General features: G+C 58.0%; 21 protein-coding genes and 2 pseudogenes. 14 read left to right on the top strand and 9 right to left on the bottom strand.

Translation table 11 applies throughout. The features are described 5' to 3' along the window. The first annotated feature begins 173 nt into the window (after positions 1 to 173). From GA0061101_RS40245 to GA0061101_RS40240, 3 genes and pseudogenes are all read left to right on the top strand, one after another. On the top strand, positions 174 to 674 hold the full coding sequence (locus GA0061101_RS40245) for a carotenoid oxygenase family protein (RefSeq protein ID WP_037199086.1): 501 nt from the start codon (positions 174 to 176) through the stop codon (positions 672 to 674). Next, positions 617 to 781, top strand: a pseudogene (locus GA0061101_RS22070) (HipA N-terminal domain-containing protein); the annotation flags it as partial. The gene GA0061101_RS40245 and the pseudogene GA0061101_RS22070, both read left to right, overlap by 58 nt. After that, positions 781 to 1,092 (top strand): annotated as a pseudogene (locus GA0061101_RS40240) (methyl-accepting chemotaxis protein); the annotation flags it as partial. The pseudogenes GA0061101_RS22070 and GA0061101_RS40240, both read left to right, overlap by 1 nt. A gap of 207 nt (positions 1,093 to 1,299) precedes the next feature. Here GA0061101_RS40240 and GA0061101_RS22060 read toward each other — a convergent pair. Continuing rightward, positions 1,300 to 2,211 carry an AraC family transcriptional regulator gene (locus tag GA0061101_RS22060; protein ID WP_037199171.1) on the bottom strand — a complete coding sequence of 304 codons (912 nt, stop codon included), beginning with the start codon at positions 2,209 to 2,211 and terminating at the stop codon, positions 1,300 to 1,302. Between the two features lie 91 nt (positions 2,212 to 2,302). Here GA0061101_RS22060 and GA0061101_RS22055 point away from each other — a divergent pair, with 91 nt between their 5' ends. The 5 genes from GA0061101_RS22055 (at position 2,303) to GA0061101_RS22035 (ending at position 5,333) form a co-directional block, all read left to right on the top strand. Beyond that, on the top strand, positions 2,303 to 3,130 hold the full coding sequence (locus GA0061101_RS22055; RefSeq protein ID WP_037199084.1) for an oxidoreductase: 828 nt from the start codon (positions 2,303 to 2,305) through the stop codon (positions 3,128 to 3,130). 352 nt (positions 3,131 to 3,482) lie between these two features. Further along, complete coding sequence (locus tag GA0061101_RS22050) at positions 3,483 to 3,881, top strand: DUF3313 family protein (RefSeq protein ID WP_051963996.1); 399 nt, start codon at positions 3,483 to 3,485, stop codon at positions 3,879 to 3,881. Beyond that, on the top strand, positions 3,878 to 4,207 hold the full coding sequence (locus tag GA0061101_RS22045; RefSeq protein WP_081938809.1) for a DUF932 domain-containing protein: 330 nt from the start codon (positions 3,878 to 3,880) through the stop codon (positions 4,205 to 4,207). The genes GA0061101_RS22050 and GA0061101_RS22045 overlap by 4 nt, the downstream gene beginning before the upstream one ends. A gap of 446 nt (positions 4,208 to 4,653) precedes the next feature. Continuing rightward, on the top strand, positions 4,654 to 4,908 hold the full coding sequence (locus GA0061101_RS22040; RefSeq protein ID WP_037199083.1) for a type II toxin-antitoxin system Phd/YefM family antitoxin: 255 nt from the start codon (positions 4,654 to 4,656) through the stop codon (positions 4,906 to 4,908). After that, a complete protein-coding gene (locus tag GA0061101_RS22035) occupies positions 4,908 to 5,333 on the top strand; it encodes a type II toxin-antitoxin system VapC family toxin (protein WP_092574869.1) in 426 nt (141 codons plus the stop codon). Before GA0061101_RS22040 ends, GA0061101_RS22035 begins: the two co-directional genes overlap by 1 nt. On the opposite strand, the gene GA0061101_RS41125 is transcribed toward GA0061101_RS22035, so the two are convergent. Further along, positions 5,275 to 5,604, bottom strand: coding sequence for a hypothetical protein (locus GA0061101_RS41125; protein ID WP_081938808.1), 330 nt, complete (start codon positions 5,602 to 5,604; stop codon positions 5,275 to 5,277). The genes GA0061101_RS22035 and GA0061101_RS41125 overlap by 59 nt on opposite strands. Positions 5,605 to 5,790: 186 nt before the next feature. After that, complete coding sequence (locus GA0061101_RS22025; protein ID WP_047640250.1) at positions 5,791 to 6,741, bottom strand: NmrA family NAD(P)-binding protein; 951 nt, start codon at positions 6,739 to 6,741, stop codon at positions 5,791 to 5,793. 72 nt (positions 6,742 to 6,813) lie between these two features. Here GA0061101_RS22025 and GA0061101_RS22020 point away from each other — a divergent pair, with 72 nt between their 5' ends. Together GA0061101_RS22020 and GA0061101_RS41120 are read left to right on the top strand one after the other, a co-directional pair. Next, a complete protein-coding gene (locus GA0061101_RS22020) occupies positions 6,814 to 7,617 on the top strand; it encodes an AraC family transcriptional regulator (RefSeq protein WP_037201424.1) in 804 nt (267 codons plus the stop codon). Positions 7,618 to 7,769: 152 nt separating this feature from the next. Continuing rightward, entirely contained in the window at positions 7,770 to 8,054 is a 285-nt protein-coding gene (locus tag GA0061101_RS41120) for a recombinase family protein (RefSeq protein WP_197072871.1), read from the top strand. Here GA0061101_RS41120 and GA0061101_RS22010 read toward each other — a convergent pair. Continuing rightward, positions 8,049 to 10,463, bottom strand: coding sequence for a phosphoketolase family protein (locus tag GA0061101_RS22010; protein ID WP_092574867.1), 2,415 nt, complete (start codon positions 10,461 to 10,463; stop codon positions 8,049 to 8,051). The genes GA0061101_RS41120 and GA0061101_RS22010 overlap by 6 nt on opposite strands. A 70-nt stretch (positions 10,464 to 10,533) precedes the next feature. Beyond that, the gene (locus GA0061101_RS22005; protein WP_037201419.1) at positions 10,534 to 11,718 is read right to left on the bottom strand and encodes an acetate/propionate family kinase; all 1,185 of its coding nucleotides are present in this window, start codon (positions 11,716 to 11,718) and stop codon (positions 10,534 to 10,536) included. 273 nt (positions 11,719 to 11,991) lie between these two features. Between GA0061101_RS22005 and GA0061101_RS22000 the strand changes: the two genes are divergently transcribed. Continuing rightward, the gene (locus GA0061101_RS22000) at positions 11,992 to 12,825 is read left to right on the top strand and encodes a universal stress protein (protein ID WP_037201416.1); all 834 of its coding nucleotides are present in this window, start codon (positions 11,992 to 11,994) and stop codon (positions 12,823 to 12,825) included. Positions 12,826 to 12,906: 81 nt separating this feature from the next. Continuing rightward, a complete protein-coding gene (locus tag GA0061101_RS21995; protein WP_037201414.1) occupies positions 12,907 to 13,347 on the top strand; it encodes a hypothetical protein in 441 nt (146 codons plus the stop codon). 27 nt (positions 13,348 to 13,374) lie between these two features. Here GA0061101_RS21995 and GA0061101_RS21990 read toward each other — a convergent pair whose 3' ends face one another. Further along, a complete protein-coding gene (locus tag GA0061101_RS21990) occupies positions 13,375 to 14,100 on the bottom strand; it encodes a response regulator (protein ID WP_092574865.1) in 726 nt (241 codons plus the stop codon). Between the two features lie 142 nt (positions 14,101 to 14,242). Here GA0061101_RS21990 and GA0061101_RS21985 point away from each other — a divergent pair, with 142 nt between their 5' ends. Both GA0061101_RS21985 and GA0061101_RS21980 read left to right on the top strand, forming a co-directional pair. Next, positions 14,243 to 15,001, top strand: a complete 759-nt coding sequence (locus GA0061101_RS21985) for a Crp/Fnr family transcriptional regulator (protein ID WP_037201409.1) — start codon at positions 14,243 to 14,245, stop codon at positions 14,999 to 15,001. Positions 15,002 to 15,022: 21 nt separating this feature from the next. Beyond that, positions 15,023 to 16,942, top strand: a complete 1,920-nt coding sequence (locus GA0061101_RS21980) for a hybrid sensor histidine kinase/response regulator (RefSeq protein WP_092574863.1) — start codon at positions 15,023 to 15,025, stop codon at positions 16,940 to 16,942. Positions 16,943 to 16,961: 19 nt separating this feature from the next. Here GA0061101_RS21980 and hemN read toward each other — a convergent pair whose 3' ends face one another. The 3 genes from hemN to cydB all read right to left on the bottom strand — a co-directional run. Then, on the bottom strand, positions 16,962 to 18,308 hold the full coding sequence (hemN, locus tag GA0061101_RS21975; protein WP_037201403.1) for an oxygen-independent coproporphyrinogen III oxidase: 1,347 nt from the start codon (positions 18,306 to 18,308) through the stop codon (positions 16,962 to 16,964). Between the two features lie 77 nt (positions 18,309 to 18,385). Then, on the bottom strand, positions 18,386 to 18,499 hold the full coding sequence (gene cydX, locus GA0061101_RS21970) for a cytochrome bd-I oxidase subunit CydX (RefSeq protein ID WP_037201400.1): 114 nt from the start codon (positions 18,497 to 18,499) through the stop codon (positions 18,386 to 18,388). 18 nt (positions 18,500 to 18,517) lie between these two features. Beyond that, positions 18,518 to 19,455: cytochrome d ubiquinol oxidase subunit II (gene cydB, locus GA0061101_RS21965; RefSeq protein WP_092574861.1), on the bottom strand; the 938-nt coding region annotated here is incomplete at its 5' end.

Below are 19,455 nucleotides of genomic sequence, written 5' to 3'. Positions count from 1 at the left end.
CTGGAACGACTTCACCATCGGCAAGGTCACGGACCACCGCCACCGCATGCCTCGCGCGGGTGAGGGCAACATAGAGTTTTGCTTCTCGTTATTCTTCGGCCCGCGTCTCCAGATCGGGTGCAGCAGCGGAGAATAGTGCTCTCCGCTCGTCTGCGCTTGAGCGAAGGATATCAATGAAATCCTGGCGCACGTTCATCCTTTCCGTCGTGGCCGAGCGAAGTGCCTCCATCCTCCGGCGGCGGCGGATCGTTGATGCTCAAGGCCGCAAGACACGAGAGACGTGGATTGTTGCTCCGTATGCCGCAATGATCCATGATTTCGCGGTCACCGAGAATTACGTGATCTTTCCGCTGATGCCACTTACCGTAGACGCTGAGCGGCTCCGTCAAGGCGCGAAGCACTTTCAGTGGCAACCTGGGCTTGATCAGCTTTTCGGCGTGCTCCGCCGCGATGGCGACGGTCGCGATGTACGTTGGTTCACGGCTCCCAACGGATTCCAGGGGCACACGTGTTGGTTTCCACGCAGAACTGAGCCGGCTCAGTTCCGCGCGGAAACCAACAATATGAGTCAAATTGAGGATCTACGCGATGCGGATCTGCCGGTTGATCGCATCGGCTATTGCCGGACGAGGGCGCTCGGCAACGTCTTGCTAGCGCGCTGGGCCTCTCGGTAGGGAACGCCTTCGGACTGCTGGAAGTTATCGGGGGCGAATGCGCGGGTGCCTTGTCACTCTACCCCACAGGCACGGCGCCCGAACTCTCAGGTCAGTCCCAAACCGAGCCGCAGTTGAAGAGACGGCAGCAGCTCTGGAAAAAATCACGACGACAGTTGCGGATTCGACCAAGCGAGCCCAGGAGGCCGGAGCCCTCATTGCGCGAACCAAGGCCGGAGCCTAGCATTCCGGTGATGTGGTCCGCCAGGCTGTCATCGCGATGGAACGGATCGACAGGTCGTCCGGAGAAATCTCCAACATCATTGGCGTGATCGATGAAATCAACTTTCAAACCAACCTTCTCGCTTTGAACGCTGGTGTCGGGGCCGCCCGTGCCGGTGAAGCAGGCAAGGGATTTGCCGTGGTTGCCCAGGAAGTGTGAGGGTGGCGTCGCCTTCTGATCTCTTCAAGAGCTTTGATTTCACTGTAGCCCACCTCTGGCTCGGAGCGCATCGCGCGGATATATGACAATATACCGTTACGCCCGCCGCGCCTCGAGCTCGATTGTACGCCTGCCCGGATTGCCGTACTGCGTCGGCCTTTCCGTTCGCGCAACCAGTACTCGCTTGCTATACCAATTCGGCAATTAGGCCTGATCTCCAAGGTGATGTTGGACCCACTTAACCTCTTCCGATGCGGTACGCCCGAAATGCCGTTTGAAATCGCGGCTGAATTGGGCGGGGCTGACATAGCCGACCGATGCAGCCACGTCTGCAATGGTCCCGCTCCGGCGGGCGATCATCAGCCTTGCCTCATGGAGTCGCAGCGCTTTCACATACTGCATCGGACTTGAGCCCGTCAGGTCCTTGAAATGAACGTGGTACGAAGGGACACTCATTCCCACGCTTTTAGCGAGATCCGCGACGGCGATTTCGACTGCGTAATTCTTTCGCAACCAAGCCACGCTTTCAACCAGTTTTCCCGACGTCCCCTTTCGCTGCAGGGCCGCGATCACTGCGCCACCTTGCGGCCCTGACATGACCCGGTAATGCAGTTCACGCAGGATAAAACCTCCAAGCACGGCGACCTCGATCGGGCTACCGAGCATCGTCAGCAAGCGTAGCAGGACACCCTCAATGTCTTCGCTCATTTTGCTCGAGAGCAGCCCTATCGGCTTGGCGATTGCGGGACCGGCGTGTTTCTCGACCTGCATGGCGATCTCAGCCGCCATCTGCATGTCGAATTCAAGATAGATAGCCAGCAGTGGCCGCTGTGGACTGGCCGAAGACGTCATCCGGAAGGGAACGGGTACCGAAACGGCAAGATAATGGTCCTCGTCGTAGAGGTAGACTTCCCCGTCCAAGATGCCGTATTTGCTCCCCTGCAATACGAACACAGCCCCCGGCTTATAGAGAACCGGAATGTCGTTGAGCACCGTTTCCGTACGGAGGATACGGACACAGCCGAGCGCAGTCTGATTGTAGCCGAGACGAGGAGCTAGTTGTCCGGCCAGGACGACAAGCCGGTCATGCCTGAGCGGCCGCCGTTCGCTATTCATAGGATTTGGCAAAGCTTTGAGAGGATCCGCGATCGATTTAGAATCTTCTCCAGATTATCTGTCATCCACGGTTAATCAAGGAGTTTCAGAAATGTCGAGCAAAACGTTTTTCATAACAGGTGCGAATTCGGGCTTCGGGTTGGCGATCGCCGCGGCTGCAATCGACGCCGGTCACAGGGTCATCGGGACCGTCCGATCCGAAGCTTCGCGTGAAGCGTTGGCGAAGACGCTCCCGTCACTCCGTACAGACATCTGTGACGTCACCGAATTCGACCGTATTCCGGGCGTGGTCCAGCAGGTGGAGGAAGAGCATGGCCCGGTCGATGTGCTGATCAATAATGCAGGATATGGTCATGAGGGCGTGCTCGAAGAATCGCCAATCGAGGAGATGCGCCGCCAGTTCGACGTGAATGTGTTCGGTGCCGTCGCGGTGGCCAAGGCGTTTCTTCCGAGGTTCCGTGAGCGCCGCAGTGGCTTTATCGTCAACGTCACGTCGATGGGTGGTATGATCACCATGCCCGGCATCGCCTATTACTGTGGCAGCAAGTTCGCGCTTCAGGGCATTTCTGAGGTCATGCGTTCGGAAATGGCGCCTTTCGGTGTTCACGTGACGACGCTTTGCCCCGGCTCATTTCGGACAGACTGGGCAGGCCGTTCTATGGTCCGCACGGAGCGTTCCATCGCGGATTACGACAGCCTGTTTGATCCGATCCGCGAGGCGCGTCAGGCCGTGAGCGGCAAGCAACTCGGCGATCCTGATAAATTGGCAGCGGCTGTCTTGATGTTGGTGGATTCCACCAATCCTCCGCCGCAGCTCCTTCTCGGTAGCGACGCCTTCAAGCATGTGTCGGCCAAGTTGGAGCGCCTTCAACAGGAAATCAATGCCTGGAAATCCGTTACATTCTCGACTGATGGCTAGAGATCGTAAATTTTTCGAGCCTCACGGTGCTCTGCGCCGTCGAGTGGACGAGTGCGCTGCAGCCAAAGCAGCGTAGTGAGCTTGAGGCAAAGCTGGCCGCTGGAACTCGCCACGACCGCCGTCATCATCAACGCGATCTCGCCTGGACCCACGGAGATCGAACTGTCTCGGACGAACAACCTCTCGCAAGCGACAGTGCGCGACGCCCATCCGGTCTTGCTGCAACAAAACGCAATATTCCTGGAATGCTGTCGAAACGCCCGTAGCTGATTATGGGTCGCGCCCCTTATGCGCCGTCTCCGGATGTGGGTCCGGCAAGGCTGAACGACCGCTCTGGAGCGAGGAGACGAAAATGGATGCACTCCTGCCGATCGCACGTACCTGTCACAGGGCGATACTCATCTTAGCAGTGAGCGCCCTCTGTGCATCGTGCTCTACCCAACCTGTTCTGTACCGGGAACTGTCGTCGAGCCGGCAACTGCGCGCAACCAGCCCGCAGACGGATCATCGGGTCGCTTTCAACACGGACCTCGACCCGGGTGCCCTCAAGCCTTACGCTTCAGTTATCTTGGAGCCTGTGCGGATCTATCGCGGCAAGGACAGTCAGTTTGGAGATCTGTCCGAACAGTCCAAGACAGAACTGTCCCGCCATGCCGACCTTTATTTCAGACGTGAACTGGCACACCAGCGGGAGATCGTATTGATTTGGCCATGGGCTGACAGGAAGCGTTGCGCTGACGAGGCGATTTGAACCGCGATGAAAAGGATATTGTCGCAGGCGCCGCCCATGTTCTCATATTTGGCAACAGCGAAGGGGAAACGACGACGCCGATCAAGGCCGAACAGTTGCTTTTCCCCCGCCGTCATGAAGACCGCGCGGACGATCTATGGACGCTCTGGAACGTGGTGCAGGAAAATGCCATTAAGGGCGGGTTGCATGGCGTTGGCCACGACGATCTCGGAAGGCCGCGCCGTGTCAAGTCCCGCGCCGTCAGCGGGATCGATCAGGATATCAAGCTGAATAAGGCACTGTGGTTGCTCGGAGAGCGGATGGCGCAATTGAAAGCCGGCAGGTGATTGCGCAGTGAGATCGCGCCGCCGGCACAAGGCGGCGCAGCTTCTCAGCCCGCTTTGCCGTCCCTTGCCGCATCGAGCGGCGCGAGTCACGGACGAGGGATGCGCCTGGCACCCCACCCCTCGAAGCTCCCCGCCCGCCCATGAAAAGCGGAGCGCAAGGAGCAGGGGCAGTCGGTCCCGCTTCCCCTTGGGGCCACCATGTTGAAGCTCCTGCGGCTGCCCTTGTTCCGCTCCTTGCACGTCGAGAACTCCCGAAATCCCGGCCTGTGGCCGGCGCTCGCACTGATTTCTCCGATACTCTCCATCACTTCCGGATCACACCTCGCTCGTTTCACCTCGCGTCGGCACGATCGGCGGCCGTGACTGCTTCTTGCAATTCCAGCTTCGGTGAATTAAATGTGGTTACGTAACTACAAATATCGGGGCTACAAACGTTGGAGTTTGCCATGACCGTCACCACGCTTTCAGGCCGTGAACTCAATCACGATCTAGGTCGTGCAAAACGCGCCGCCAAGGACGGCCCGGTCATCATCACTGACAGGGGACGGCCCGCGCACGTCCTCCTGTCGTTCGACGAGTACAAGCGGCTTACCGGCAAAATGCGGACGCTTGGCGATATGCTAGCCGCGCCAGGAGCAGACGACATTGACTTGCCGCTCCCACAGCGCTCTGAACATGCCAAGCCGGTTGACCTGTCCTGATGCTATTACTCGATACCAATGTTGTGTCTGAGCTGCGCAAAGTCGCGAGCGGCAGGGCTGATCCCAATGTCGCGGTCTGGAACGAAACCGTCGATCCAGCCGAAACCTTTATTTCGTCCGTGGTCCTGCACGAGCTGGAGATTGGCGTTCGGCTGGTGGAGCACAATGATCCCGTCGCCGGGAAGGTATTGCGCAACTGGATGGAAAACACGGTCCTTGGGGCATTTTCCGGTCGTATCCTCCCATTGGATGAGCCGGCCGCCGTTCAGGCGGCGAAATGGCATGTACCCAATCCCAGGCCGATCAATGACGCTTATATCGCGGCGGTAGCCTTCACCCGGCGTATGACACTGGTCACACGAAACGTCAAAGATTTCGAGGGCATGGGAGTGAACCTCGTGAATCCGTGGGATATGTCTGCATAGCAGTTTTAGATTCCAACTGAATCTTCGCTCTCGATTCCAGGACTTCGCCGATCGCGCCGCCATCCATCGGCTCGTCAACTTTGAACGGTGGGATGTAACTCCGCGGATTGTCATCGATGCGCGGACGCATGTAGGGGTCTACTGAAAGCGAGAGATTTCTTACGTGGATCTGTCCCTCTTCGAGGCTCGGCAGCGCGATCTGCTTCAGCTCAAAATTCCCGAGACCAGGCCTGCTAATCGGCCGCGACTTAAGATGCCATGCACGGGCCATTACGTGTCTCCATACTGTTCATGATTTAAACGTTGCCAATCATCACGTCCTAGACACGCACGTCTGCCGTTAAGCCCAGTGTCGTCCTGGCGGCGTTAAGATTCGACATCATCTTGGCCCCGTTCTCCGCATCCACCTCCGCCAAAAGGCCGCCGCAATCGTGGATTTGTGGGATTGGATCAGTCCTTAAAGTTCAGGCTTTGCGCTCCACGTATAAAATGTTTCGGGTTCGCGTTCGCTCGCAACCGACTGCAGATAGCGCGGCTTCCAAACATCTCTGATGAAGGCTTCCATCTTTGTGGGCAACTGAGGACGCAGCGGAGGGGCGTCACCATAGAAACGCACAACACCATTGTTGTACGCGTCAGCACTCAGGTCGTCATCAAGCCATCTATTCGGCGTCCCAAAGCGTTTGAGAAATTCGGCTTCAACATCCTTCCGCTTTCTGTCGATGCGGCGATACTCCACTGGCTTGCCGATCTCTTTGCTGATGATCGCGGCTAACTCAGTCATCGTGAGATCTTCCGAACCGACCTCCCGGATGACGCGGTGTTCGCCTGTCGGACTAGTCAATTCCTTAGCCGCAAGATCGGCGATGTCATCCGTCGCCACCCATGGCATCTTGAGATCTGGCTTATAGAACCAGGCGATCCGGCCATATCTTGCGACTGACTCCGTCCAGGTCGCCGTATTCTCCATGAACCAGGCCGCCCGCAAATGCACCAGGTTGATATTGCTGAGTTCATTCAGCTTTTCATCGAGGATGTAGAAGCACTCCGAATGGCCGGTCTTCCCATTCACGTCCGACCCCAAAGCCGACAAACTGACAGCCAGCTTGACTGCAGACTGGCTAAGCGCATCGACAAAGCGCTGGGCAACCACTGGATAGTGCTGATGAATATTGTTCCAGTCGGTCTTGACCATCAGGAATGCGGCATCGGCATCCTGAAAGAACCTGTCGAGTTCTCCGACGCCTGTGTCAAAGCTTCCAATAACTGGCTCTGCCCCGATCTTGACCAGTGCGTCGAGGGCTGGACCGCCCCTTGAAAGGGCCTTTACCTGATGCCCTGCGCTCAGCAGAGTCCGAGTGAGCTTGGCGCCGATCCTACCGGTTGCGCCGACGACAGCAATTCGCATGACAGTCTCCATCAGGTTGTTGATCACACTTGTAGCGGATTGTAGTGCGCGCGAATTTAGAGATAATGCCACATGATCTTCAAATCCGGCCAATCTGCGCAGAAGCCGCGCCCCTGCATCCCCGACTTCGATCCCGACCGGTCGGATTGCCCGGCAGTCGCCGTGCATCTCGACTTTAGCGACTACGAAGCCGAGGTGCCGCAGCACCAGCACCGTCAGGGCCAGCTTATCCTCGCCTTGCACGGCGCCGTCACCTGCACGGCTGCAAACGGCCTCTGGATTGTCCCCCCAGACTGCGGGGTCTGGATCCCGGGTGGCGTGCCGCACAGCAACCAGGTTACGTCCAACGCCCGCCTGTCCTACCTGTTCGTCGAACCCGGCGCGGCGGCGCTGCCGCTGGAATGCTGCACGCTGTCCGTGTCGCCGATGCTTCGCGAAATGATCCTCCGCCTGGCAGATGTACCGGGCAGCTATGGTCCGGATGACCACGTCGGCCGCCTCGTGCGGGTCTTGCTGGACGAACTGGCGCTCATGCCAAAACAGGGGCTGGAGCTACCCGTGTCCAGCCACCCCAAGATCGCCATGATCGCCGCTGCGCTGACGGCGGAGCCGAGCGACCGCCGCACCCTTGGGGAATGGGCTGCCCACGTCGCCATGAGCGAGCGATCCTTGAAGCGACTGATGGTTCAGGAAACCGGGCTGACCTTTGGCCGGTGGCGGCGGCAATTGCACCTGGTGATCGCGCTGCGCGAACTCGCCAGCGGCGCGACGGTCCAGAGGGTGTCGAGCGACCTTGGGTACGAGTCTGCCACCGCCTTCATCATGATGTTCAAGAAGGCGCTCGGGACAACACCAACGCGCTACTTCTCAACCTGACCGGTCGCGTTGCGACCTGGGCGAAGCGCATCACGACCCGAAACAGACAGGTGTATGATCGCAGCAACCGCCGCCAAGGCAGATCGGGTCATTACCGCTCTCTTCGCCATAGGCAGCGGCCGATCATGTGCCCCGTTCTGGGCGGGCCGCTGATGGCAAAATTTGACGGGCATTTTGGACCTAGCCAATTTACATCGGCTTTGCCATTCGTGACCATGGCTTCTAGGGTTGGCAAAGTTCGGTATAGCCATCCTGGCCTCCTAACCATGAAGGTTGCCCGCATCTATCTTCGGGTCAGCCCTGACGAACAGGACCTTACCCGTCAGGCTGAGATCGAGCACGGCACGCGGTCGGCGGGCAACTACATCGCCGGTGTCTACCGCGAGAAGGTCTCCGGTGCCCGTGCCGCTCCCTTGGTAAAAGGCATCACTTCATGACAAACGATCCCCACCGCCGTTATAGGGCCATTTCCAATTGCTGATTTCCCGCATGTCCTCACCGTATTGGCGAATGTAGCGACCGTGTTCTTCGAGCTTGTCGCGGAAAAGCTTGATCACATCCTGTGCTTTTTCCTTGAGACCCGGCACGCGCTCGATCGCTTCGATGGCCAGATGATAGCGATCGAGCTCGTTGAGAACGGTCATGTCGAAGGGGGTCGTCGTCGTACCTTCCTCGATGAAGCCGCGGACATGGAAGTTGCGGTGGTTGGTGCGCCGGTAGGTCAGGCGATGGATCAAGTAGGGATAGCCGTGATAGGCGAAGATGACCGGCCTGTCCGGTGTGAACAAGCCGTCGAAGACCTCATCGGCGAGACCATGCGGATGCTGTTGCTTCGATTGCAGCGCCATCAGGTCGACTACGTTGACAACGCGGATCGACAGCTCCGGAATATTCTGGCGGAGAAGATCGACGGCAGCGAGCGTCTCCATGGTGGGGACATCACCGGCGCAGGCCATGACGACATCCGGTTCGACCGCGCTCTGTTCGTTGCTGGCCCAATCCCAAATGCCGATGCCGGCTTCGCAATGCTTGACTGCTTCATCCATCGACAGCCATTGCAGCTCCGGTTGTTTGCCGGCGACGATGACATTGATGCGGTCATAGGTTTTCAGGCAATGGTCGCCGGTCCATAGCAGCGTATTGGCATCCGGCGGCAGGTAGATGCGCACTGTGTCGGCTCTCTTGTTGGCAACAACATCGATGAACCCCGGATCCTGATGGCTGAAGCCATTATGGTCCTGTCGCCAGACATGCGAGGTCAAAAGGTAGTTCAGCGAGGAAACCGGCTTTCGCCATGGCAGTTCGCGCGACACTTTCAGCCATTTGGCGTGCTGATTGAACATCGAATCAACGATGTGAATGAAGGCTTCATAGCAGGAGAACAGACCATGGCGGCCAGTCAGCAGATAGCCTTCGAGCCATCCCTGGCATAGATGTTCGCTGAGTACTTCCATGACCCGGCCGTCTCGGGCTAGACTGACGTCATAGGGCTTTATCTCCTCCATCCACACACGGTTTGTCACTTCGAAGACGCTCCCGAGACGGTTGGATTCCGTCTCGTCTGGGCCGAAGATGCGGAAATTGGCGTGATCGGCATTGAGGGTGAGGATATCGCGCAGATAATGCCCGAGAATCTCGGTCGATTGAGCCATTGTTCTGCCTCGCTCCGAGACGGCAACCGCATAGTCGCGAATATCGGGTACGACGAGCTCACGGCGCAGCAAGCCGCCATTGGCATGAGGATTTGCACCCATGCGGCGTTCGCCTGCCGGTGCCAGCGCACGTAATTCCTCTTTCAAGCGCCCGTCGGTGTCGAACAGATCCTCAGGGTTGTAGCTGCGCATCCAATCTTCCAGGATCTTTCGATGGCTGGGGTTCTCGCGGCAATTGGAAACCGGCACCTGATGCGCCCGCCAGAAACCCTCGACCTTCTTGCCGTCGACTTCCTTCGGTCCTGTCCAGCCCTTCGGACTTCTGAGCACGATCATCGGCCAGCGCGGGCAGAAATTGCCCGGAGCGCCGGTGCGGGCTTCGGCCTGGATGGCGCGGATGCGGTCGAAAACCTGTTCGAAGGTCGCAGCCATCGCCTGATGCATCTGGTGCGGATCGGAACCTTCGACGAAGAAGGGTTCGTAGCCGTAGCCGATGAAGAGATGACGTAGATCCTCGTCTGTGTCGCGGCCAAGGATGGTCGGATTGGCGATCTTGTAGCCATTGAGATGCAGGATCGGCAGCACCGCGCCGTCGCGGGCCGGGTTGAGAAACTTGTTGGAGTGCCAGCTTGCGGCAAGCGGACCGGTTTCCGCTTCGCCATCACCGACGACACAGGCGGCGATCAGATCGGGATTGTCGAAGACGGCGCCATAGGCATGCACCAGCGCATAGCCGAGTTCGCCGCCCTCATGGATCGATCCCGGTGTTTCAGGCGCCGCATGACTCGGAATGCCGCCGGGAAAGGAGAACTGACGGAACAGCTTGCGCATGCCGTCCGTATCCGTCGAAATATCCGGGTAGATCTCGCTGTAGGTGCCTTCGAGATAGGTGTTGGCGACCATGCCGGGGCCGCCATGCCCGGGGCCGCAAATATAGATGATATTAAGATCGCGATTTCGGATGACCCGGTTGAGATGGGCGTAGATGAAGTTCAGCCCTGGGGTCGTGCCCCAGTGGCCGAGCAGGCGCGGCTTGATATGCTCGACCGTCAGCGGTTCGCGCAGCAACGGATTGTCGAGCAGGTAGATCTGGCCGACCGAGAGGTAATTGGCCGCCCGCCAATAGCGGTCGATGAGGTCGAGTTCGGCGGCGGCGAGCGGATGTGTAAAAGTCGCGGCTGGCTGGTTTTCCATGTGGTTGCTCCGATTCAATATGGTCGTTCGTTACACTGCCGCGAACGGCGCGATGGGCTGCTGATCTGGATCACTTGCCTGCCAGAACCGACAGGGCTTCATTGGCGATGATCTGCTCCTCGTCCGTTGCGATGACGAAGGTCGCCACAGAGCTTGCCGAAGTGCTGATGATGGACGCGCTGGTGGCATTCGCTTTACCGTCGAGGGCGACGCCCAACCATCGCAGGCGGTCGCAGATCGCGGCACGGATTTCCGGCTGATGCTCGCCGATCCCGGCGGTGAAAACGATGCCGTCCAGGCCGCCAAGCGTTGCCGTCATGCGGCCGATTTCGCCAGCAATCCGCAAGGCAAACAGATCAATCGCTTCTCGCGCCTCAGGACGCTCGTCTTTCAGCAGATCACGGGTATCACCGCTGATGCTCGATACGCCGAGCAGACCGGAGCGATGATAGAGCATGTCCTCTAGATTCCGCAGGGTCCTGGCCTTCGGCCCAAGAAGATGGAGCAACACGCCGGGATCGAGTGCGCCGCAACGCGTTGCCATCGGTATGCCGTCGAGCGTTGAAAACCCCATGCTGCAATCGCGGCTTTCACCGCCATCGAGGGCGCAGAGGCTGGCACCGTTGCCGAGGTGGGCAACGATCACCTTGCGGGCAGCAACATCCGGAACGCGCCGGCGTAACTCCCCTGCAATGAAGGCGTAGGAGAGACCATGAAAACCATAACGTTTGATCCCCTGATCGTGTAGGGCTCGCGGAAGAGCAAATCGGCGCACAAGATCACTTTGGGTTGCATGAAAGGCCGTATCGAAGGACGCGGTCTGGACGAGCGTCGGTCGCAGATGTTTGACGGCACGGATCACACGGAGTGCCTGTGGTTGATGCAAAGGGGCAAGGGCGACCAGCTTATCCAGTTCGCCGATATTGCCTTCGTCGAGACGAACAGGTCCTGTGAACTGATCTCCACCGTGAACCACGCGATGACCCACGGCGCGCACCGCGGCCATATCGAAATGCATGCCGAGCACTTCGAATGCTTCTGCAATGACATCGCGCAGATCTTCGCCTCCTTCGGCGTGCAGGCGAAGGTCAAAGACGGCAGGTCCTTCGGTCAGATGAAAGGTGAGGGGCCTTCTGCTGAAATCCACCAGGCCCTTGCCGATACGACGCGCGCCTTGCGCATCCCACTCAAACAGACCGATCTTCAGTGATGAAGAGCCTGTATTGAATGTGAGAAGCAGGTTGGTATCCGGCATAATGTTTCCTTCGGTTCAGGAGCCGGCGTTTCCCACGAAATGCCGGAAATGATCGGCTTTGGCGGAACATCTCGATCGGCTTTGCCTGGAATGTGTCGCCTGAGGATCAGCATCGTCTCTACGGCAGGACGGGGTCATTGGCTTTGACCCAAATCAAGCTGTTCAATGCGCGCGATTTCTCCTTGATCTTCAATCTTGACCAAGATCAACGCGGACTTCGTTCTGTTGCTTAAACTCACACCGATCCAACAAGTTCAAACAGGAGGTGTGACCATGCAAGCCAAGACCATTTTGAGTATCATCGGCGTCAATCAAAACGACGACGATCTACACTCCGCGATCGAATTGTGCCGGGAGTCGAAGGCGCATCTCTCGGTGCTGGTGACAGCACTTGCTGCTCCACCGATCGGCGGCTACGGCGAAGTGACCTCGACAGCCTGGATCGAGGAGCGCGAGCGCGAGACGGAACAGCTCAGCCTAAAGGTGGCTGCTGCCAAGACGATACTGCAATCGGACGACATTTCGTTTGATGTGGCCAGTGTCTTTACGGAATACGGGTGGGCGGAAAACGAAATCGGAGAACGGGCGCGTTATGTCGATCTGACGTTGATCGGCGGCGGCCTTCTGGCCCTGGACGATATGAGGCGCGAAATTTTGAACGGCGCCCTGTTTCAGTCGCCGGCCCCGATCCTCGTCGTACCCAAGGGACATGCGGCCTCACTGCGCCCAAAAACGGTGCTGATCGCCTGGGACTCGCGTAACGAAGCAAGTCAGGCCGTCCGCGCTGCGATGGAGCAGCTGACCGCAGCCGACAATGTGAGTGTTGCGATTGTCGATCCCCATGCATCGACCCACAGTAGCGGCGAAGAACCGGGCGCGGATGTCGCTGCTTTCCTTGCGCGGCATGGAGTTCGGGTATCAGTCAATGTTTTAGCTAGCGGTGGCCGAGCCGTCGCCGACGTCCTGCGACAGCATGCGACAGATATCGGCGCCGATCTAATCGTCATGGGCGCCTACGGACATTCACGCGTGCGGGAGTGGATTTTTGGAGGGGTAACGCGCTCCATGCTGGAACAGACAGCTGTTCCCCTGATGATGACACGATGACATCCAATCGTTGTGCGGTCGCTTCGATATGGCGTGGCCGCTTGCATTCATTCTTAGAAGGGACTTAGAAGGGGGAGAGGGATGGCTGGCATCTATGTTATTGCCGCGCTGCGGCCGGATCAGATTGTGCGGGCCTATCCTCTCATCCAGGCAGCAGTCCCAACCCTTGGTATGGTAGCGTGGCAGCGGATGGCATCAGATGCCATCCGCCGCGAGGAAATCCTCGTCGCGGTCAACCCTCGAGGCTACATTCAAGGCCTGAGCATCTATAGGCACAGCGACCATCCCGTCGTCGGTCCGTTGCTTGATGTCATCTTTCTGATCGTCACAAGTGCTGCCGATGAACGTGGCCTTGCGAGAACCCTGTTTGCCAGCATTCGTTCGCGAGCCAAGGAACTGAGGTGCGCGCAGATTCGATTCTGGAACCAGAATGCAGGGAATTGGGAGCAAATGCACGACGAGGAGCAGTTCCAGCGGCTGGATCATGGCCTGATGATGTTGTCTGGCGGCAAAGATCCTTGAAGCTTCCTCTACTGCAACTCAGGGCACTTACACCTTGCCGGTGAAGACGTAGCCAACACCGCGTACCGATTTGATCAGCTGTGGATGTGTGGGATCCGTCTCGATTTTCTTGCGCAATCGCGCAATCTGGGCATCGATCGTCCGGTCGTAGACTTCCAGATTCCGGCCACGCGTCAGCTCCATCAAGAACTCACGGTTGAGCACTCGACCAGCGTGGCGCGCAAATACAACCAGTATATCGAATTCACCGGTGGTCAGTTCGATTTCGTTCCTGTCCGCCGACAGAAGTTGGCGCTTGCTGATGTCGAGCTGCCAGCCTTCGAAACGGATGACGTCGCCCGCATCGCCCTCCGGTTTTTTTATCGCCGGTTGGCGACGGCGAAGGATAGCTTTCAGGCGAGCATGCACTTCCCGAAGATGGAAGGGCTTGGCGATATAATCGTCAGCTCCGACCTCAATCCCGACGATCCTGTCGACCACATCATCGCGGCCCGTCAGCATCATGATTGGAACGTCCGACTGCCCACGAATTTCGCGAGCAAGATCCAGCCCGTCTTCCCCACCGGGAAGAACCCAGTCGAGCAGAATGATATCAAAATTCTGCTGCCTCCGGTTGGCTCGCATTTCCGAGCCGTTCGAAACCGCGCTTACGACATATCCCTCGTCCTCGAAATACCGTGTCAGCATCTGTCGGATGCGCGCATCGTCATCTACGACCAGAACATGTTCGCGTCGCTGTTGATCCGAGGCCATTGCAAAGGTTCCAGTTGAATGGGTTTCGACCCTGTGACAATCCGTTACAAAATTGCACCATCTCTAACACGCGCGGCATTCGGCTGTCACTCGGAACACGTCAATCTGACCGGCATCAGAACAACTTTTGAGAGGGATCGTCATGTTGTCGGCAAGTCACGCAGAACAGGCTCAGAACTACAGCGACGTTGTCGTTGCTTTTGATAAAGAACCGGCGTGTCTTCAGGCGTTATTCTGGAAACAGCCAATGGAACAGCTCGATGCCGGTAGAACGTTGTTTTTTGAAGGTGATCAGGCAAAGCACCTTTTTGAGCTGGTCGAGGGTGTTTTGCGTATTTTCAAGATCATGGCGGATGGCAGACGTGTCATCACCGGTTTTCTGTATCCAGGCGATCTTGTCGGTGTGTCGCTCAGAAACCATTATCTCTATAGCGCTGAAGCCGTGACGCCAACCAGACTGCGCCGCTTCTCCCGCAAGGCCTTCGAGGAAACAGTCAGTGGCTCGCCAGAGTTGAGGCCCCAACTCCTTGCACGTCTTTGTGACGAAATGGCGGCGGCGCAAGATCAAATGGTGCTGTTATCGTGCAAGAATGCCGAAGAGCGGCTTTGCAGCTTCTTGCTGCAACAGCTTCAGCGTAAGCGTGAGCAGGACTGCTCGAGTAACGTCGTCGATCTTCCGATGACCCGCCTCGATATCGCCGATTATCTCGGCCTTACGATCGAAACAGTCTCGAGGACCATGACGAAGCTGACAAACAAGGGTATCGTCGGTCCTGCGGGCCGCCATTCGGTCTGCATTATAAAGGTAGGTACACTTGCACATCTGGCAGGAGAGGGCGATGAATACCACGGCAGTAGTTCGTCCGTCATTTCCTTGGACAATACGCGGCGACGCCACTAACGAATTGCAAATGGAACAACTATGAACGACCAGCCGTCACAACTTCGGGTCGCCGAAAGCAGATTGGACGAGATCACCCAGATTCTCGATAGTGCAAATATTGTGGTTCACGGGTTCGACGGCGTCATCAGCAGATGGACTACGGGATGCGAGCGGCTTTACGGGTGGACCCGACAGGAAGCAATCGGCCGAGTGGTTCATGACTTGCTATCAACGATCTTCCCCGAACCCCTCAATACCATACGCGACAAGATCGTTCAGGAGGCTGACTGGCAGGGAGAACTCATTCATCACCATAAGGACGGCAGGCCCATTGTTGTGACCAGCCGGTGGGTTGCGGCGTCCACCGTCGATCCGGCACGGCAGGTGATTGTCCAGACAAATAACGACATAAGCGACCTCAAGCAGATTCAAGCAGATCTGGCAGAGCGGGAAGCGCACCTCCGCTCGATCCTTGCCACGGTGCCCGAATCAATGATCGTCATTGACGAAGCGGGATCGATTGCATCCTTCAGCGCCGCGGCAGAGCAACTGTTTGGGTATGCCGCCGAAGAAGTCTACGGCGAAAATGTTCGTATGCTGATGCCCTCACCGGATCGTGAGGCACATGACGGCTATCTCTCACACTATCTGAGGACCGGCGAGCGGCGCATCATTGGTTATGGTCGTGTCGTCAGCGGGCGACGCAAAGACGGTACGGTCTTTCCAATGGAATTGTCGGTCGGTGAGGCGATCGCCAATGGCAAGCGCATCTTTACCGGCTTCGTCCGTGATCTGACGAGCCGTCACAAGATCGAAGAAGAACTGCGGCAGTCGCAAAAGATGGAAGCCGTCGGCCAATTGACGGGCGGGCTGGCACACGACTTCAACAATCTGCTCACCGTCATCAGCGGCAACCTGGAAATGATCGAAGCAAGGCTGCAGGATACTAAGCTACTCTCGCTGGTTTCTGAAGCGCAAGCAGCAGCCGAGGATGGCGCGAAGCTCACGGCTCAACTCCTCGCCTTTGGTCGCCGCCAGCCGCTCAACCCGAAGCTTATGGATGTCGGCAAGTTCATATCCAGCTTCTCTGATCTATTGCGGCGTACGCTGGGGGAATCGATCGAATTGCGAACCGTTGTTACCGGTTCCGTGAATGAAGCGCTTGTTGACGGCTCGCAACTGCAGAATGCTCTTCTCAATCTGGCAATCAATGCGCGCGATGCGATGCCGCGCGGTGGCCTCCTGACGATCGAGATTTCACGCCTTCGGCTCGATGCCGATTATGCGCGGATGTATCCCGAAGTCCGGAGCGGCGAATATGTGCTGATCGCGGTGACCGATACCGGCGTTGGTATGTCGAGCGAGACGAAGAAGCGAGCGTTCGAGCCATTCTTTACGACAAAGGGAATGGGCGCCGGCACCGGGCTTGGCCTTAGCATGGTCTATGGTTTTGCAAAGCAATCGGGAGGACTCGTCCAACTCTACAGTGAGATCGACCAAGGGACGAGCATTCGCATCTTTCTGCCGGCGCAGAAGGCGCCAGCGGGAACCGAACCGGATCGCGTCGATGAGGACAAGAAACCCAATATTCCAAAAGGCTTCGAACGCATCCTCGTCGTCGAAGACGACGAGCGCGTTCGCCGCGTCACAGTCTCCCGGCTTCTCGATGCCGGCTACAGGGTCATCGAGGCGACCAATGGAACCGAGGCACTCGCGCTCTTTCAGGAGAACCCGGATATCGCTCTGCTTTTCACCGATGTCGTGATGCCGGGCGGCATGACTGGTGACGAACTGGCACACAAGGTCCGAACATTGCGGCCCGAAATCAAAGTCCTGTTCACTTCAGGGTATGCCGAGCCCACGATCGCCGGTCGCGAATTAGCGGAAGCCGGCAGCTGGTTGAAAAAGCCTTATACCGCCCGCGAGCTTGCTGTCCGTCTGCGTGAACTTCTCGATTAATCTGTCTCTTTCAAAGGCGTCAAACGGCTGTGCTGTGGCGCGCCTTGTTGGTCGGCAGATAGCGATCGAAGCGGGAAGCAATCGTGCGAACAAAGGGTCGCGCTGCCGATTTCACCAGGAATAGATCGCCGTCAAAGTCGATCATGTCTTTCTCCTCGGCAGTGATCGCTGCGGCTTCGATTTGCAAATGGTCGACCTGGCTTCCGAAGGTTCGCCTCAGATCTGCGATGGAGAAGGAAAAATTGCACATTAGGCTCTCAATCAGTTTGCCTATGATCCGGTCGGAGGGCGAAAGGGCAAAGCCGCGACTGGTCGTTAGCGCGCCTGCTCTGACTCGACGGATATAATCGCCAACAGAGACCGCATTCTGGACGTAGCCTTGCGGCAGGTTTCCGATGGAAGATGCTCCGAGCCCGATCAGCGTCTCAGCTTCGTCCGTCGTGTATCCCTGAAAGTTGCGTCGCATCTTTCCCGTGGCCGCCGCCGCCGAAAGATTGTCTTTCTCGTCGGCGAAATGATCGATACCCAGCGGGATGTAGCCGGCTTCCGCCAATTGAGCAGCACCAAAGCTTGCCATGTCGAACCGCTCGGCCAGACCAGGAAGGGTATTTTGATCGATGAGGCTCTGGTGTTTTTTCATCCAGGGAACATGCGCATAGCCGAAGAGCGCAATACGGTTCGGCCGCATCGACACGGCAAGATCGATAGTTCGACGCAGCGTCTCCGTCGTTTGAAGCGGCAGGCCGTAGAGAATATCGAGATTGATCGAGCCCACGCCCACGTCGCGCAATGCTTCCACGACCGCGCGCGTCTGTTCGAAGCTTTGCAGCCGATTGATTGCCCTTTGAACGTCGGAATCGAAATCTTGAACGCCAAGGCTCGCCCGCGTCATGCCGAAACGATGCCAGGCTTCGAGTTTGTCGGGCCTCGCATTGCGTGGGTCGATCTCGACGCTGATCTCACAATCAGGGTCGATGTCGAAAGCGCTATCGAGTTTCCTACGAAGACTGTCGATGTCGTCAGGCTCGATCACGGTGGGCGAGCCGCCACCGAAATGGATAGCGCTCACATGCCGCCGGCCCGGAAGGGCCTTTGCTGCGAGTGCTATCTCCGCCTCAAGTGCGTCCAGATAATCGGCGATGGGATCGTAGCGCCGTACCTGCTTGGTATGGCAGCCACAAAACCAACAGAGCCGGTCGCAAAAGGGCACATGCAGGTAAAGCGAAACGGGTTTGTGCGGATCCGTTTCGCCAAGCCATCTGGCGTAGCTTACATGGTCAATGCCGTCGTGGAAATGCGGCGCCGTGGGATAACTGGTGTAGCGCGGTACAGGTTGAGCGTAACGAATAAGCGAACTGGTGAGCACGGGAAAAACGTCTTTCAATAGATCTGGGGAGTGATTGGTCGGCACGCGGCCGGGTACTGTGCCCGGCCGCGTGCGCCTTATCCGTGCTTGTTGTTCGTCGCTTGATCGTCGACGAGTTCATACCACATGGCATTGAGGACAGCGAAAGCGGCGGCCAGAGGAAAGCCGAGAAGCCAGGCGAAGTACCACATGCGGAATCTCCTTGAAGGTTAGTAGGCGTGACCGCCCTTGTCATTGACCGTCTTCTCGTCGACCTTGCCCCACAGCACCCGATAGACCCAGGCAGTGTAGGCGAGCACGATCGGCAGGAAGATGCCCGTGACGACAAGCATGATGAACAGGGTCAGGTGACTGGACGATGCGTCCCAGACCGTGAGGCTGGAGCGCGGATCGAGCGACGACGGCAGGATGAACGGGAACATCGACAGACCCACCGTCGAGATGATGCCGAGGATGGCAAGCTTGCTGAACAACAGCACGGTCACTTCACGCCGGGCCAGCATGGCAAGCAGGGCGGCGGCCGCGCCGACGAAACCGAGAACCGGCGCGATCATCATCCACGGATGCGTACCGTAGTTGACAAGCCACGCCCCTGGACTGTGCTCGACGGTCTTGAGCAGCGGATTGGAAGGGCCGGCCGCATCGATGGCGCTGGAAATGCGATAGCCGTCGATCCCCGCCCAGAGAAACAGGCCGCCCAGCGCAAAGAGAACGATCACGGCCACAGCCGCCAGACTGCCATAGCGACGAGCACGCTCCGCAACGACACCGTCCGTCTTGACCTGAAGCCAGGCTGCACCGTGCATGGTGAGCATGGAGACAGAGAGAAGGCCGCAGAGCAGCGCATAAGGGTTCAGAAGCGCGAAGAACGACCCTTCATAGTAGATGCGCATGTCGTCATCGAAGCGGAAGGGCACGCCCTGCAGCACGTTGCCGACCGCCACGCCGAAGATCAGCGAGGGAACGAAGCCGCCGATGAACAGCGCCCAGTCCCAACCGGCCTTCCAACGGGCGCTTTCGCGCTTCGACCGGTATTTGAAGGCGACCGGCCGCAGGATCAACGCAAACAGGATGGCGAACATGGCAAGATAGAAGCCGGAGAAGGACACCGCATAGAGCGGCGGCCAGGCGGCGAAGATGGCGCCGC

The organism is Martinezella lusitana (assembly GCF_900094565.1).
Classification (GTDB): Bacteria; Pseudomonadota; Alphaproteobacteria; order Rhizobiales; family Rhizobiaceae; genus Rhizobium; species Rhizobium lusitanum.
Note: the sequence above shows the minus strand (reverse complement) of the source record. Positions and strands in the feature narration are given on the sequence as shown.

Excerpts from the sequence above, each read along its gene's own strand:
- GA0061101_RS40245 (WP_037199086.1), top strand. The coding sequence starts at position 174 with ATGAAATCCTGGCGCACGTTCATCCTTTCCGTCGTGGCCGAGCGAAGT.
- GA0061101_RS22060 (WP_037199171.1), bottom strand. The coding sequence starts at position 2,211 with ATGAATAGCGAACGGCGGCCGCTCAGGCATGACCGGCTTGTCGTCCTG.
- GA0061101_RS22055 (WP_037199084.1), top strand. The coding sequence starts at position 2,303 with ATGTCGAGCAAAACGTTTTTCATAACAGGTGCGAATTCGGGCTTCGGG.
- GA0061101_RS22050 (WP_051963996.1), top strand. The coding sequence starts at position 3,483 with ATGGATGCACTCCTGCCGATCGCACGTACCTGTCACAGGGCGATACTC.
- GA0061101_RS22040 (WP_037199083.1), top strand. The coding sequence starts at position 4,654 with ATGACCGTCACCACGCTTTCAGGCCGTGAACTCAATCACGATCTAGGT.
- GA0061101_RS22035 (WP_092574869.1), top strand. The coding sequence starts at position 4,908 with ATGCTATTACTCGATACCAATGTTGTGTCTGAGCTGCGCAAAGTCGCG.
- GA0061101_RS41125 (WP_081938808.1), bottom strand. The coding sequence starts at position 5,604 with ATGGCCCGTGCATGGCATCTTAAGTCGCGGCCGATTAGCAGGCCTGGT.
- GA0061101_RS22025 (WP_047640250.1), bottom strand. The coding sequence starts at position 6,741 with ATGCGAATTGCTGTCGTCGGCGCAACCGGTAGGATCGGCGCCAAGCTC.
- GA0061101_RS22020 (WP_037201424.1), top strand. The coding sequence starts at position 6,814 with ATGATCTTCAAATCCGGCCAATCTGCGCAGAAGCCGCGCCCCTGCATC.
- GA0061101_RS41120 (WP_197072871.1), top strand. The coding sequence starts at position 7,770 with ATGGCAAAATTTGACGGGCATTTTGGACCTAGCCAATTTACATCGGCT.
- GA0061101_RS22010 (WP_092574867.1), bottom strand. The coding sequence starts at position 10,463 with ATGGAAAACCAGCCAGCCGCGACTTTTACACATCCGCTCGCCGCCGCC.
- GA0061101_RS22005 (WP_037201419.1), bottom strand. The coding sequence starts at position 11,718 with ATGCCGGATACCAACCTGCTTCTCACATTCAATACAGGCTCTTCATCA.
- GA0061101_RS22000 (WP_037201416.1), top strand. The coding sequence starts at position 11,992 with ATGCAAGCCAAGACCATTTTGAGTATCATCGGCGTCAATCAAAACGAC.
- GA0061101_RS21995 (WP_037201414.1), top strand. The coding sequence starts at position 12,907 with ATGGCTGGCATCTATGTTATTGCCGCGCTGCGGCCGGATCAGATTGTG.
- GA0061101_RS21990 (WP_092574865.1), bottom strand. The coding sequence starts at position 14,100 with ATGGCCTCGGATCAACAGCGACGCGAACATGTTCTGGTCGTAGATGAC.
- GA0061101_RS21985 (WP_037201409.1), top strand. The coding sequence starts at position 14,243 with ATGTTGTCGGCAAGTCACGCAGAACAGGCTCAGAACTACAGCGACGTT.
- GA0061101_RS21980 (WP_092574863.1), top strand. The coding sequence starts at position 15,023 with ATGAACGACCAGCCGTCACAACTTCGGGTCGCCGAAAGCAGATTGGAC.
- cydX (WP_037201400.1), bottom strand. The coding sequence starts at position 18,499 with ATGTGGTACTTCGCCTGGCTTCTCGGCTTTCCTCTGGCCGCCGCTTTC.